General features: G+C 63.4%; 16 protein-coding genes. 4 read left to right on the top strand and 12 right to left on the bottom strand.

Features of this window, described 5'->3' with window-relative positions; genetic code table 11:
* Positions 1-6: 6 nt before the first annotated feature.
* The 3 genes from DVR09_RS04220 to acnA are packed head-to-tail and all read right to left on the bottom strand — an operon-like array spanning position 7 to position 3,868.
* Positions 7-726, bottom strand: a complete 720-nt coding sequence (locus DVR09_RS04220) for a prolyl hydroxylase family protein (RefSeq protein ID WP_115415829.1) — start codon at positions 724-726, stop codon at positions 7-9.
* A 44-nt stretch (positions 727-770) separates the two neighbouring features.
* On the bottom strand, positions 771-1,196 hold the full coding sequence (locus DVR09_RS04225) for a rhodanese-like domain-containing protein (RefSeq protein WP_115415830.1): 426 nt from the start codon (positions 1,194-1,196) through the stop codon (positions 771-773).
* Positions 1,193-3,868, bottom strand: coding sequence for an aconitate hydratase AcnA (acnA, locus tag DVR09_RS04230; RefSeq protein ID WP_115415831.1), 2,676 nt, complete (start codon positions 3,866-3,868; stop codon positions 1,193-1,195). The genes DVR09_RS04225 and acnA overlap by 4 nt, the downstream gene beginning before the upstream one ends.
* Before the next feature lie 217 nt (positions 3,869-4,085).
* On the opposite strand from acnA, the gene DVR09_RS17095 reads away from it, so the two are divergent.
* The gene (locus DVR09_RS17095) at positions 4,086-4,238 is read left to right on the top strand and encodes a hypothetical protein (protein ID WP_162814842.1); all 153 of its coding nucleotides are present in this window, start codon (positions 4,086-4,088) and stop codon (positions 4,236-4,238) included.
* Here the strand turns inward: DVR09_RS17095 and DVR09_RS04235 are convergent.
* Positions 4,235-5,125 (bottom strand): DMT family transporter, encoded by an 891-nt coding sequence (locus tag DVR09_RS04235; protein ID WP_234041552.1) that lies wholly within the window; start codon positions 5,123-5,125, stop codon positions 4,235-4,237. The genes DVR09_RS17095 and DVR09_RS04235 overlap by 4 nt on opposite strands.
* A 146-nt stretch (positions 5,126-5,271) precedes the next feature.
* Between DVR09_RS04235 and DVR09_RS04240 the strand changes: the two genes are divergently transcribed.
* Positions 5,272-6,699: a L,D-transpeptidase family protein gene (locus tag DVR09_RS04240; RefSeq protein ID WP_115415832.1), complete on the top strand. Its 1,428-nt coding sequence runs from the start codon at positions 5,272-5,274 to the stop codon at positions 6,697-6,699.
* Positions 6,700-6,705: 6 nt separating this feature from the next.
* Here DVR09_RS04240 and DVR09_RS04245 read toward each other — a convergent pair whose 3' ends face one another.
* From DVR09_RS04245 to ispG, 4 genes are all read right to left on the bottom strand, one after another.
* Positions 6,706-7,413 (bottom strand): murein L,D-transpeptidase catalytic domain-containing protein, encoded by a 708-nt coding sequence (locus DVR09_RS04245; RefSeq protein ID WP_115415833.1) that lies wholly within the window; start codon positions 7,411-7,413, stop codon positions 6,706-6,708.
* Between the two features lie 62 nt (positions 7,414-7,475).
* The gene (locus DVR09_RS04250) at positions 7,476-8,027 is read right to left on the bottom strand and encodes a retropepsin-like aspartic protease family protein (protein ID WP_234041553.1); all 552 of its coding nucleotides are present in this window, start codon (positions 8,025-8,027) and stop codon (positions 7,476-7,478) included.
* A gap of 26 nt (positions 8,028-8,053) precedes the next feature.
* Positions 8,054-8,542, bottom strand: coding sequence for a thioredoxin family protein (locus tag DVR09_RS04255; protein ID WP_115415834.1), 489 nt, complete (start codon positions 8,540-8,542; stop codon positions 8,054-8,056).
* 2 nt (positions 8,543-8,544) lie between these two features.
* Positions 8,545-9,687, bottom strand: coding sequence for a flavodoxin-dependent (E)-4-hydroxy-3-methylbut-2-enyl-diphosphate synthase (gene ispG, locus DVR09_RS04260; RefSeq protein ID WP_115415835.1), 1,143 nt, complete (start codon positions 9,685-9,687; stop codon positions 8,545-8,547).
* A 340-nt stretch (positions 9,688-10,027) separates the two neighbouring features.
* Between ispG and DVR09_RS04265 the strand changes: the two genes are divergently transcribed.
* Positions 10,028-10,579 (top strand): DUF2799 domain-containing protein, encoded by a 552-nt coding sequence (locus DVR09_RS04265; protein ID WP_115415836.1) that lies wholly within the window; start codon positions 10,028-10,030, stop codon positions 10,577-10,579.
* Between the two features lie 27 nt (positions 10,580-10,606).
* On the opposite strand, the gene DVR09_RS04270 is transcribed toward DVR09_RS04265, so the two are convergent.
* From DVR09_RS04270 to DVR09_RS04285, 4 genes are read right to left on the bottom strand one after another with little or no spacing between them, the layout of a single operon-like run.
* Entirely contained in the window at positions 10,607-11,248 is a 642-nt protein-coding gene (locus DVR09_RS04270; RefSeq protein ID WP_115415837.1) for a DUF1109 domain-containing protein, read from the bottom strand.
* 1 nt (position 11,249) lies between these two features.
* A complete protein-coding gene (locus DVR09_RS04275) occupies positions 11,250-11,780 on the bottom strand; it encodes a sigma-70 family RNA polymerase sigma factor (protein ID WP_115415838.1) in 531 nt (176 codons plus the stop codon).
* Between the two features lie 30 nt (positions 11,781-11,810).
* Positions 11,811-12,269 (bottom strand): DoxX family protein, encoded by a 459-nt coding sequence (locus DVR09_RS04280; RefSeq protein ID WP_115415839.1) that lies wholly within the window; start codon positions 12,267-12,269, stop codon positions 11,811-11,813.
* Between the two features lie 32 nt (positions 12,270-12,301).
* The gene (locus DVR09_RS04285; protein ID WP_115415840.1) at positions 12,302-12,589 is read right to left on the bottom strand and encodes a BufA1 family periplasmic bufferin-type metallophore; all 288 of its coding nucleotides are present in this window, start codon (positions 12,587-12,589) and stop codon (positions 12,302-12,304) included.
* A 196-nt stretch (positions 12,590-12,785) separates the two neighbouring features.
* Here DVR09_RS04285 and bufA2 point away from each other — a divergent pair, with 196 nt between their 5' ends.
* Entirely contained in the window at positions 12,786-13,067 is a 282-nt protein-coding gene (gene bufA2, locus DVR09_RS04290; protein WP_115415841.1) for a BufA2 family periplasmic bufferin-type metallophore, read from the top strand.
* Positions 13,068-13,141 lie beyond the last annotated feature (74 nt).

Raw genomic sequence — 13,141 nt, forward strand, 5'->3', positions numbered from 1 at the left:
CGGAGCTTAGTCGCGCTGTTGCAGGCTCCATGCGCCCTGGCGATACCATTGCGTCACGACATATTTGGTCCCCGCTTCCACGGGTAGCGCGGCATGGCGCGTTGCGCGGTTGGGGCGGCCCTTGCGGTCCATATTGTCCCACATGAGCAGCATTCCTGCTTCGGGCGCGATCTTCAGATCGAGTTCCGGGAATTCCGTCTCGCCACCCGCCTCGACTGCGTTGAGATAGACCATCGCGGTCCAGCTTCTTTGCCCGCCGCGCCGACGCTCGACCTGCCAATGTGGCCGATCGAGGCGAAAATGGTCCCGGTGGTGGCGGTATTCCTCGCCTTCGCGATATCTCTGCCCTTGCAAGGGTTCGGCATGCCGTCGATCCAGGCCTGTCACCTCGCCGATTTTTGCCGCGAGCTTTTCCGTTGCGGGCAATCCCTGCGCGAAGAAATGAGTCGAACTCGTCCGGCCCCTCGGCGCCACTTTTTCCGAGAACAGGGCGGAAGGCTGAATCCGACTGTCGATGATCGCGATGAGCTCGCGACATTGCTGCACGGACAGAAAATCGCGCATGAGGAACATGTCCGCCTTGTCGCCCCCGGCCGGTTCCAGGCGCGGATTGCTCATCGCGTGGTGACGCACATTTTCGCCGATTTCCCGCATGACGATCGGATCGGCCTGCGGGTCGATTTCCTCGCGACCCAATAGCTTGGCCAGATATTCGACCAGAGCCATGTCAGGCGCGCACTGCGCCGGTTGCCGCTCCAGGTAAGGCGGGGTCAGTCACGCTCTACCGGAAAGTCGGAGGCCTCCCAGGCAAGGATGCCGCCATCCAGATGCAGGGCGGCCGTACCCGATGCGGCGGCCAGCCGTTCTGCGGCGATGCCCGAGCGGCGGTCTGACCGGCAATAGAGTATGCGTTCGCTCCCCCGAGGGTCGGGCAGGGCTTCGGGATCGAATTCGCCGAGCGGGATGTTGATCGCGCCTGCCAGATGGCCCTGGGCGAATTCTTCGGGCGTGCGGACATCGATCAGCTGGATCGGCTCGCCTGCGGCGATCCTGGTGGCCAGAGTGCCCGGGGCGATCGTTTCGACAACGGCGCGGGCGGGCGCTTCCGCCACATCGTCGTCGGCCGGGCGCGCCTGCGCGGAACAGGCGCCGAGCATGGTCGCCGCCAATCCCGCGAGGAGCGCATGCCGCATCATGCGGCCGCCAGTTTCCGGAGCACGTAGTGGAGGATGCCGCCATTGCGGTAATACTCCATCTCGTTCGCCGTATCGATGCGGCACAGCGCGGTGAAGCTGAAGGTCGAGCCGTCTTCGCGGGTGACTTCGACTTCGACATCCTGGCTCGGACTCAGGTCCGCCAGCCCCTTGATGGTGAAGCTGTCGGTTGCCTTGAGGCCGAGGCTGTTGCGGGTGTCGCCATCCTTGAACTGCAGCGGCAGCACGCCCATGCCGATCAGGTTCGAGCGGTGAATACGCTCGAAGCTTTCGACGATGACCGCCTTCACGCCGAGCAGGATGGTGCCCTTGGCCGCCCAGTCGCGGCTGGAGCCGGTGCCGTATTCCTTGCCCGCGACGACCACCAGCGGCGTGCCGTCTTCCTTGTGCTTCATCGCCGCGTCGTAGATCGGCATCTGCTCACCCTTGTAGGTGGTGACGCCGCCTTCGATCCCGGGGACCATTTCGTTCTTGATGCGGATGTTGGCGAAGGTGCCGCGCATCATCACGTCGTGATTGCCGCGGCGCGAGCCGTAGGAGTTGAAGTCCTGCTTCGCGACCTGGTGGCTCTGCAGATAGGAGCCTGCAGGGCTGTCTTCCTTGATCGAACCCGCCGGGCTGATGTGGTCGGTTGTAACCGAATCGCCGAGGATCGCGAGCGGCTTCGCATCGGTGATGTCGGTCACCGGCGCAGGCGTCATTTCCATGTCTTCGAAGAAGGGCGGCGAAGCGACATAGGTGCTGGTCGGGTTCCAGCGATAGGTGTCGCTGGCCTCGACATTGATCGCCTGCCAGTGTTCGTCGCCCTTGTACACATCGGCGTAGCGGGTGACGAACATCTCGCGGTCGATATTGGCGGCGCGGTGTTCGCGCACCTCGTCATTGGTCGGCCAGATATCGGCGAGCATCACGTCGTTGCCGTCCTGGTCCTGCCCGATCGGCGTTTCGGTGATGTCCTCGGTCACGGTGCCCTTGAGCGCGTAGGCGACGACCAGCGGCGGGCTGGCGAGGAAGTTGGCACGCACATCGGGCGACACGCGGCCTTCGAAGTTGCGGTTGCCCGAAAGGACGCTGGCGGCGACGATGTCGTTGCCGTTGATCGCCTTCGAAATCGGCGGGGCGAGCGGGCCTGAGTTGCCGATGCAGGTGGTGCAGCCATAGCCTACGAGATCGAAGCCGAGATCGTTGAGATCGTCCTGCAGGCCCGACTTTTCGAGATAGTCCGTGACGACCTGCGAACCTGGTGCGAGGCTGGTTTTTACCCAAGGCTTGGGCTTGAGACCCTTCTCGTTCGCCTTCTTGGCGACGAGACCGGCGGCAATCAGCACGTCCGGGTTGGAGGTGTTGGTACAGCTGGTGATCGCGGCGATCACCACGTCGCCATCACCGATGTCGTGGTCTTTGCCATCGACACCGACGCGGGCGGGAGCATCCTTCTTGTAGATCGACTTGAGATCGCCATTGAAGAGCTCGTCCACCTCAGGCAGCGCGACGCGGTCCTGTGGGCGCTTAGGACCGGCGAGGCTGGGCACAACCTTGGACACGTCGAGTTCGAGCGTCTTGGTGAAGACCGGCTCGTTCTCGGGCGTGAACCACATGCCCTGTTCCTTCGAATAGGCTTCGACCAGCGCGATGGTTTCTTCGTCGCGGCCCGTCAGACGCATATATTCGAGCGTCTTGTCGTCGATGCCGAAGAAGCCGCAGGTCGCGCCGTATTCGGGTGCCATGTTCGCGATGGTCGCACGGTCGGCGAGGCTGAGCTTGGCAACGCCTTCGCCGTAGAATTCGACGAAGCGGCCGACCACGCCGACTTCGCGCAGCATCTGCACACAGGTCAGCACAAGGTCGGTGGCGGTCACCCCTTCGGCCATTTCGCCGGTCAGCTTGAAGCCGACGACCTCGGGGATCAGCATCGAGATCGGCTGGCCAAGCATGGCGGCTTCGGCCTCGATGCCGCCCACGCCCCAGCCAAGCACGCCCAGGCCGTTGATCATGGTGGTGTGGCTGTCGGTGCCGACGCAGGTGTCGGGATAGGCGACCGCGTTACCGTCCTGGTCATCGGTCGACCACACGCCCTTGCCGATATATTCGAGGTTCACCTGGTGGCAGATGCCGGTGCCCGGAGGGACGGCGGAGAAGTTTTCGAAGCTCTTCGAGCCCCATTTGAGGAAGTCGTAACGCTCCGCATTGCGAGCATATTCGAGTTCGACATTCTTTTCGAAGGCCTTGGGGTGACCGAATTCGTCGACCATGACCGAGTGGTCGATCACGAGGTTGACGGGCACCTGCGGGTTGATCTTGGCGGTATCGCCGCCGAGCTTCGAAATCGCGTCGCGCATCGCGGCCAGATCGACCACGCAGGGAACGCCGGTGAAATCCTGCAGCAGCACGCGCGCTGGGCGGTACTGGATTTCCTTGCCCGTCGCGGGGTTCTTCTGCCAGTCGGCGATCGCCTGCGCATCGTCGGTCGAAACGGTGAAGCCGCCATCCTCGAAGCGCAGCATGTTTTCGAGCAGGACCTTGAGGCTGAAGGGCAGCTTCGACACATCGCCGATCGTCTTCTCCGCCTTGGCGAAGGAATAATAAGCGTAGTCCTTCCCGTTCACGGTGAGGGTGGAGCGGGTTCCGAGCGTGTCCTTGCCGACCTGGGTCATGCGCGCATCTGTCCTTTCAGTTGAGGGCCGTCACCCGACCAATGGGCAGGGCGGTAGAATGTGCCGCGCACCTGCGCCGGAACGCCGAAAAAATCAAGAGTGCGGCACTGCAACATAGACCAATTGGGGAACCTAGGACCGGTTTCAGCGCTTACTTAGGCAAAATCAGGGCAGGTGCGCCGCATCGGGCAGCACGGCCTGAAGGATGGAGTTAACAATGTCTTCGCTTCTGGAATTGGGTGATAGCCCGCATCGTTCGCTTCGCGTCGCTGTTCTCGCAGCCGTGCTTGGCGTTGCAGGCTGTTTTACCGCTGCCTTCACTTTCGCCGATCAGCCGGTGCAGGCGGCCGAAGTCGAGCAGAGTCGCTAAATCCGGCGGCCGGTCGTCGGGGCGCGTGGTTTGCGCGCCGCTACCCAGCATGACGCGACAATGATCGCCGTGCCAATGATCGTTGGCGTAGTGAGCTTTTCGGTGAAGAAGATCCAACCGAACAGCGAAGCCCATAAGAACCCCGAATATTCCAGTGGGACCAGCACTTGCGCCTCGGCGCGGGCATAGGCCCAGGCGAAGGCCATGGCGCCTGCGACTGTCAGAACCGCAGCTGCGGTGAGGTCTACCAATGTGCTGCGGTCGGGCATCTCGAACAGGAACGGGACCGCAAGGCCGAGCAGGATGACCGACACACCTGAATGAAATGTCGCGATCTCTGCTGGGCCAGCAACCTGAGACTGCCTGCGGATCAGGATGAAGCTGTAGGCATACAGCAACGCGGAAACGAGGATGGCCGCGAGGCCGAGTGCGGTGTCTCGGTCGAAATCGGACTGGCCCATCTTTCCGCCGATAATCACCAGTGTTCCCGCAAAACCGAGAAGCGATGCAATCACGGCCTGTCGGCTGATCGTCTCGCCCAGCAGAACGCGTGCCAGGTAGAGCGCGATCAGCGGCGCGACGAAGCTGATTGCGATCGCTTCGGCGAGGGGCAGTTTGGTGATTGCATAGAAGAACGTCAGCGCCATGAAGGTCGCAACCACCGAGCGTTGGAGATGCAGTTTCAGCACTTGCCTATCGGGCCACCGCCGGCCACGCGCCAGCCACAGGGGCAGGGCTATACCGGTCGCGATGGCCGAGCGGAGCCAGGCGGCCGTAAGTGCTCCCACCGCCAAGGCGGCGCTTTTCATATAGGCGTCCATCAGCGAAAGGTTGGCAACCGCCAGGGTGGCCATCGCCATGGGGAGAAGGACATGGTTGCGGTTCACCGGGCCGCCCTATCTGGCCAAACGACCTACGTCACTGCCAATTCAGCCTTGCGAAAGCCATCGTACTGGATTGGCGCTGCGCAAACGAGTACTGTAACGTCACGCCGCGCGCGCCGCATGTGCGCGGGGCGCATTTGGTAGGACTTATGACACGCTTTCGTCTAATTATCGGCACCGCAATGGGTGCGGCGCTCTGCGCGACCTCGGTTCTGGCGCAGGATAGTGCCCCGGAAAACCTTCTTCCGCCTGAACCGGAAAAAGTCACCGAAGAGCTTCCCGATTATACTGCCGACGCACCCCGCCCGGCGGCGCAGCCAAGTGTCGATGAAAGCTTCGACGATATCCGCATGGAGCGTGGCGAGATCGTCCAGCAATTGCCGGTCCTCGTCCGCGAATGGAGCATTGCCCAGGCCCGGGATCTGCTCGCTTTCATTCCCACGGTCGAGGCCGAGGGGCTCGTGCCTTCCGACTACCGCCCCGCGGAATTGCGCATGGCGATCGACAGTGGCGAAGGTGCGGCGCTCAACGAGATGGCGAGCGAAATCTTCGTGTGGCTGGTGGAAGACCTGCGCGATGGTCGGACGCCCATGGATGCGCGCCGTCAGTGGTTCGTCGTCGATCCGGATCCCGATGTCCTGCCATCGCACCGCTTGCTGGAAGCGGCGGTCGAGAGTGGCGATATCGCGGGCACGCTAACGGCGCTCAATCCGGTTTCACCCGACTATGCGCGCCTGAAGGAAGAGCTCGCGGTCACGACCGATCCGGCCAAGCGCAAGCTGATCCGGGCCAATATGGATCGCTGGCGCTGGCTCGCGCGCGATCTGGGCAAGCAGTATCTGCTGGCCAACGTTCCCGAATACCAGCTGCGCCTGACGGTGAACGACAAGATCATCAAGCACTACCGCGTGGTGGTCGGCAAGCCCGGTCGCACGGCGACACCGCAACTCGCCGAAATGGTCGAGGCGGTCATCTTCAACCCCACATGGACGGTGCCGCAGTCGATCGTGAAAGGCGAAGGGCTGGGCGCGAAAGTTCTGAACAATCCCGGCTGGGCGCGGGCCAATGGTTACAAGGCGACCAAGGGCGCCAATGGCTGGATCACCGTGGTCCAGCAACCGGGGCCGGGCAATTCGCTCGGGCTGATGAAGCTCGATATGCCCAATCCGCATGCGATCTTCTTCCACGACACGCCCGCCAAGGCACTGTTCGCGCGCGACAACCGCGCCCTGAGCCACGGCTGCATCCGGGTGCAGGGTGCGCGCGAGCTGGCGATGACGATGGCCATGCTGGGCAATGCCGACAGCCGCGAAGACTTGCCCGTGATCCAGCAGGAAGTGTCGGAAATCACAGCATCGCGCAAATACACGCGCTATCCGATGGAAAAGCAGTGGCCCGCCTACATTACCTATTTCACCTATGGCGTGGATGTGAACGGAGAGCTGCGCCGGTTCGACGATATCTATGGTCGCGACGCGCCGGTTCTGGCTGCGCTCGATGCCCCGCGCCAGCGTGAGCGCGCGCGGGAGACGAGCGAAGAGGTCATCGAGATCGTCGACGATCTGCAGACCAGCTAAGGGCCTTTAGAAAACGCCGGGATTGGTACGGCTGAAGGTCGTGCCATCCTCGCGGCGCAGCAAATCGTACTGGGCGACCGGGGGAGTGGTTGAAGTGCCGTCTTCGGCCAGGCCGTAGCTTCCCGCGACGAGCAGGCGCCCGCCCGACAGGTCGATCAGCGCGCGGTCGAATTGTTCCGGACCCATGGCAAAGCAACCGTTGGACCTGCCTAGCCGCCCCCAGCGGTCGACATGCTCGGGCGTGGCGTAATTCGCCTGGTGCATCACGATGGCGCGGGGAAGCGCGTTGGAATTGGTCTGGTCGAGCCCGTCGAGCCGGATCGAGGTGCCATAACGTCCGACATACCAACTGCGCGTCATGAAAGCGCCACGGCTAGAAGCCTCGCTGCCTTCGATATTCGAATAGCGCTTGAGCCAGCCATCGTGTTCGCCATCCGAGCCGGTGCCATGGCTGACGTGGTAGCTCGCCACGCGTTCGTTCTCGAGATCGACGAAATGGAAGCGCTTGCTTGCCGAATGCAGCCCGAAATCGGCGATTCCGACGATATCCTTGCGCCAGACTTTCGATCCGACCCTTTCCAGTTCAGCGCGAGCAATCGCCATCAGCTTCGCGTCGCGTGCAGAAGTGGGATTGACCTGAGCAAACAGGCGCGTGGGAAGGGCTGCCACTGCCCCGGCAGCAAGAGTGCTCTTGATAAGATCGCGGCGTTTCATCGATAATTTCCTTAGCAGGGAGCGACTGACGACGCCATGAACATTGCGCCCGGCCGGTCTGGCTATTCGCCCAGCACCATGCGGTCGCCCTCGATCCGTACCGGCTGGATGGTGGTCAGAAAGCTCTGGCCGAGCAGCGAGACGGCAAGACCATCGGGCACGATGACAGCGCGGACGTTGCGCGCCTCGTGGCCGCCCAGAGTCACCCTATCCAGCGACACTTCTACTCCATGCACCGGACCCGAGGCGCCGCGGGCAACCGGGTCGACATCGGCAGCGGACCAAAACAGACCTGCCGCCCGCGCATCGGCGCCGGTCAGCGCGATCACGCTCGCGCCCGTATCGACGAGGAACTCCAAACTCGCACCATTGACGGTAGCATCGGCATAGAAATGCCCATCGGCCGCGCGCGGCAGTTCGGTCGCACCCGCGACCCATGCGGCATAGCTGTCAGTGTCGCCCGATTGCTTATCGCTCGCGGTGTATGCGGCTGTGTCGGCGACGGCTGCGTTGGCGGGCGGGCCTTCGGTGGAGAAATCCATCGGGCCATCGGGCACCAACGCTGCGCCCGCGAAGGCCATGATGGCAATAGCAAGAAGGGCGATCTCCCGCATAGCGGCGGACTATGCACAAAGCGGTGTTAAATCGCGGTAAAGCCCAGCAGCTCCGCATAGATTGCGTCGGCATCGCGGCTTGCCGCATTGCGCCAGGTGGTGGCGGTTTCTGCGTTCACCAGCGTCCCCTGCGAATCGATCACCAGCAGGTTGGGCGTGCCCGGCAGCGCCTCGAGACCGAAACGGCGGGCGATGTGCAGATTGTGGCCGTCATCGGTCTGCGGCATTCCGACATTGATGATGACCAGTTCGAAATGTTCGTCGATCAGTTCCGCAAAGCGCGGCGTTTGGAGCAGGCCGGCCAGTGCCCGGCTGTCGTGACACCAGTTTGCGCCCATGACCAGCAGCACTTTGGTATCGCGTTCACCCGCCCGCGCCAGTGCCGAATCCACGGCGGCGGTTGCATCCAGCTGGGCATCGTAAGCCCGCGCTTCGGGATGGTGAGACGCTTGGGGTGCTGGTGCGTGGGAACACGCTGCCAAAAGCAGCGCCAAACCGGCAGCGATGCAACGCATTGCTATTCCGCCGCCTCTCTCGCATGCGGATCGAAGGCCACCGCCTCGCCCGCCTCGATGAGTGCCGCTTTCTCTTCCACCAGTTTCACAATGTGGTCGAGCATGTCGCCCGACTGGACATGGTGGTCGGTCACGCCCGAGAGGTAGACCATGTGTTTGCCATTGCCGCCGCCGGTGATGCCGATATCGGTCTCGCGCGCTTCGCCTGGGCCGTTGACCACGCAACCGAGCACCGAGAGGCTCATCGGCGTCTTGATGTGTTCGAGCCGTTTTTCGAGCGTTTCGACCGTGCGGATCACGTCGAAACCCTGCCGCGAACAGCTTGGGCAGGACACCACCCGGACGCCGCGTGTGCGCAGGCCTAGGGCTTTCAGAATCTCGTAGCCGACCTTCACTTCCTGCTCGGGCTCGGCAGAGAGCGAAACGCGGATCGTGTCGCCGATGCCCGCCCACAGCAGGCTGCCGATCCCGATCGAGCTCTTCACCGTCCCGCCGACAAGGCCGCCCGCCTCGGTAATGCCGAGATGGAGCGGGCAATCGACCGCTTCGGCCAGCCCGTGATAGGCGGCTACCGCGAGGAACACGTCGCTGGCTTTCACCGCCACCTTGTATTCGTGGAAATCGTGGTCCTGCAGCAGCTTGATGTGGTCGAGCGCGCTTTCGATCAGCGCTTCGGGGCAGGGCTCGCCGTATTTTTCGAGCAGGTCCTTTTCCAGGCTACCGGCATTCACTCCGATGCGGATCGCGCAGCCATTGGCCTTGGCCGCGCGGACCACCTCGGCCACGCGCTCGCTGCTGCCGATATTGCCCGGATTGATGCGCAGGCAGGCCGCGCCCTTGTCGGCGGCCTCGAGCGCGCGCTTGTAGTGGAAGTGGATGTCCGCAACGATCGGGACGCCAGCCGCCTTGGTGATCTTGTCGAAATGCTCGGTCGATTCCGCCGTCGGGCAGGAAACGCGAATAATATCCGCGCCCGCATCCTCGCAGCGGCGGATCTGGTCGATCGTCGCGCCCACATCCTCGGTCGGCGTATTGGTCATGGTCTGCACGGTGATCGGCGCATCGCCGCCTACGGGGACGTTGCCGACCATCATCTGGCGGGACTGGCGGCGCTCGATAGTGCGCCAAGGGCGGATGGAAGACATGGTGCGCGATATAGTCCGTGGAGCATGAAGGGGCAATGACAGGGCATATACGGTGCTGCACGAATCGCCCGATCACTCTGGCAATCTCTCTGGTGACCGTGATGGGGTTAGGTCGCCCTGAGTTTCCCGGCGGACCTGCCTGGGATGATTTTCGGTGCAATATCGGGAATGGCCGGTGGGGCGGTGGTTCGGGGCTTGGCCTTGGAGGGCGCTGCTTCCGCACGCCGACCGCGCAGGCCGAAGCGTGCTTTCTATAAGATGACCGGACAGTTCACACGGATGTCATCACCCGGGTCCTAGCGGCGGTCGTCGAGGAAATGCACAGCAGCCGAGGGAAAACATGGCAATCGGAAAACTCAAACTGACATGCGCAAGCACAATCCTGATCGCAGGCCTATCGGGCTGCGCGACGATCTCGGAGAAAAGCTGCGCCTATGACGCATGGTATGACGTGGGTTTTCGCGGAGCGATGGCCAATCACGATCGAGCGGATTATCTCGACGACATCCTCAAAGACTGCGGAAAACACGGTTTCGAGCCGGATATCGCTGAACTGCGGCGTGGCTTTGCGGATGGGACGGAACGCTTTTGCGAGCCCGATAACGGCTTTGCGTGGGGGCGCGCAGGACAGAGCTACAACGGGATCTGCCGCTCGCCCGAATTTTCCAATGCCTATGCCGAAGGCTACCACATCTATGAAGTCGAGACCCGCCGATCGGCGATCGTCTCGCGCCTGTCCTCGATCCGGTCCGAGCTGGAAAAGCTGGAGAAAAAATTCGACGAAGACGAACTGACGGAAGAGGAACGGGGCAAGGCCCAGCGCAAGTACGACAAGCTTCGGCGTGAGCGCAAAGATCTCGGACGTGAGCTTGAGGCTCTGCCCTTCGTCTGATCGGCCCGCCGGTGGTCTGCGGTCGGATTACCACCGCACCAGCGGAGGGACGCCAAGGCGCCCGACCAGCGCGCCGAGAGCCACCGGCAGGGCATGCCAGATGCCGAGGTGGGACAAGGTGTCGATCGGGCAGGCCAGGCCATAGGCGAAGCTTCCCAGCGCCCCCGCCGCGATGCCGGTGAAGGTCCCGGCAAGCGTGGGCGAGACCGGTGCCCCGCGCCGCAGCCAGCCGACCAGCGCGGCAAAGGCCAGCACGCTAAAGGCCGAACCGGCGAGGAAACAATCGAGCCCGTAGGGATCGTGCGTGACCTCGTGCGGATCTCCGTGAAAGCCGAGCATCACCAGCGCCGCCACCGGCAGCACCGCGAACATCGCCAGCGACCAGCGCGCGCCATCATGGCTGTTGCCTACGCGCGGTCCGGCCATGCGCACCACGGCCAGCGCCGTTGCCACACCGAGTAGGCCCAGCATCCCATTGGCGATGAAGAAAAATGCCGATGCGTGGCCCGACAGAACGCCGCGCCATAGCCCGTCGAGCAGTTCGACCGCGAGGATCGTGCCGACGACGGCCAGCGCGACCAGCGCGATGCCATGCGCCAGCTTCATCGGCCGGACAGGCGACAGGTCGGCCGCGAGTTCATCGATCAGGGGGTTGGGGACCCGGTTCATGTCAGTCTGCTTTCTCTACGAGCGCGGACAGCTTCTTGAGCCCGCGATGGATGTTCACTTTGACCAGGCTTTCGCTCTGGCCGGTCTTGGCCGAGGCTTCCGCGATCGAAAGCCCCTCGATTTTGACGAGTTCGATGACCTCGCTCTGCTTTTCCGGCAGGTGGACGAACAGCCGTTCCAGGCTCATCCGCGCCATCACGGCCTCTTCCTCGCTGTCCTCGGCGGCGTCGTGATCGCCCAGCTCGTCTTCCGCCTTGCGATAGACCTTGCGCAGGTGGTCGATCCAGCGATAGCGCGCGATCGCCGCCAGCCAGGGCAGGAAGGCGCGGGTCGGATCCCAGGTCGCGCGCTTGGCGTGTACGGCCATCATCACCTCCTGGACCAGATCGTCGAGCTGCGCCGGGGCGACCCGGCGGCGGAAATACCGTTCGAGCCACAGCTGGATTTCGGCGAGGAGAACGCGATAGGCGTTGGCGTCGCCCTTTTGCGAGGCGGCCATAAGCTGGGCGAGGCTGGCTTCGTCGGCGATCATCGCGTTTCTCTCCCCGGAACCGGCAGGCTATCAGCTGGCGCGGCGCGAGGCGAGCAGCGCGTCGAGCGAGAACAGCCCGCCGCCGCGCGAAACGAGTATCGTCGCCATGGCGACCCACAAGATATGCTTCTGCCACCAGGCTTCGGGAAAGACGAAGATCTGGATCACCAGCGTCATGATCAGCAGCGATAGCGCCGAAAACCGCGAAAAAATGCCGAGCACCAGCAAGATGGGGAAGAGGTGCTCGGCATAGGTGGCCATCGGGGTCGCGATGGTCGGGGGGATGGGCAGGCCCGGATATTCGTACTCGAACAGGAAATAGGCCTGATCGCTGATCGAGAGCAGCGAACCGTCCTCGACCTTGGTGCGGCCCGAGCGCCAGAAAATCCCGGCGAGGGCCACACGGGTAAGCAGCAGGGCAAGCCCTTCCGGCACGCGCGAGGCGAGCCAGGCGGCAAGGTGATCGTAGCGGGCGAGTAGCGTCTGCATGGCTTAGCTCGTGTGGCTGGGAGCGGGATCGGTCAGCGCTTGATGGCGGTCAGCGAACCCTTGCCCTTTGGGGTGGAGATCTTCTCGCAACTGCCCTTGGGGACGAGCTTCCAGGCATTGCCCTGGTAATCGCGGGTGGAGGTGCCGGCGCAGCTTGTGCCCGGGCCGGCGGCGCAGTCGTTCTCGCCGGCCTTGGCGACACCGTAGCATTTTTCCATCGCGGGTTTCTTCTGCGCGGCGGCGGGGGTGGCGGCAAGACCGGCGGCGACGCTGGCGGACAGCGCCATACCGGCGAGACGGGCAATCGATTGGGTGTTCATGTCGGTATCTCTCTCGAAAACATCACTTGGGGGGCGCCCCGGCAAAAACGCCGGAACTGGCCTGTCATTCGGGCGCATGCCGGGCGTTGTTACAGCGCGACGAAAAAATTTCGGCGGTGTAACCGGAGCGGGCCAGCGGGCGAATGACCCTCGTGTGCGCAGTCCCGCGCATCACGATCAAAAGGGATCACGTCCAATGACCGCCATTCGCAAACCCGCCGCCGCTGCCGCAGCAGCCTTCGCGCTTTCCTCCATGGCAGCTTTCGCTGCCGAACCGCCCGCCGGCAGCACCGGCCGTGCGCTCGGCGCGGAAGACACCGTCCATTGCTACGGCGTGCATTCGTGCAAGGGACAGGCCGACTGCGCGACCACCGAGAATGCCTGCAAGGGCCAGAACGACTGCAAGGGCCACGGCTTCAAGGCGATGAAGGCGGGCGATTGTCTCGCCAAGGGCGGCACGATCGGCGACCTCGGCTGATCCCCTCCCTTGCGGTTTCGGGCCGCAGGCTCGAAGCGAGGCCCGGCAGGCCTCTGTTCCCGCAACTCTGCCGG

It is taken from the genome of Erythrobacter aureus (assembly GCF_003355455.1).
Classification (GTDB): Bacteria; Pseudomonadota; Alphaproteobacteria; order Sphingomonadales; family Sphingomonadaceae; genus Qipengyuania; species Qipengyuania aurea.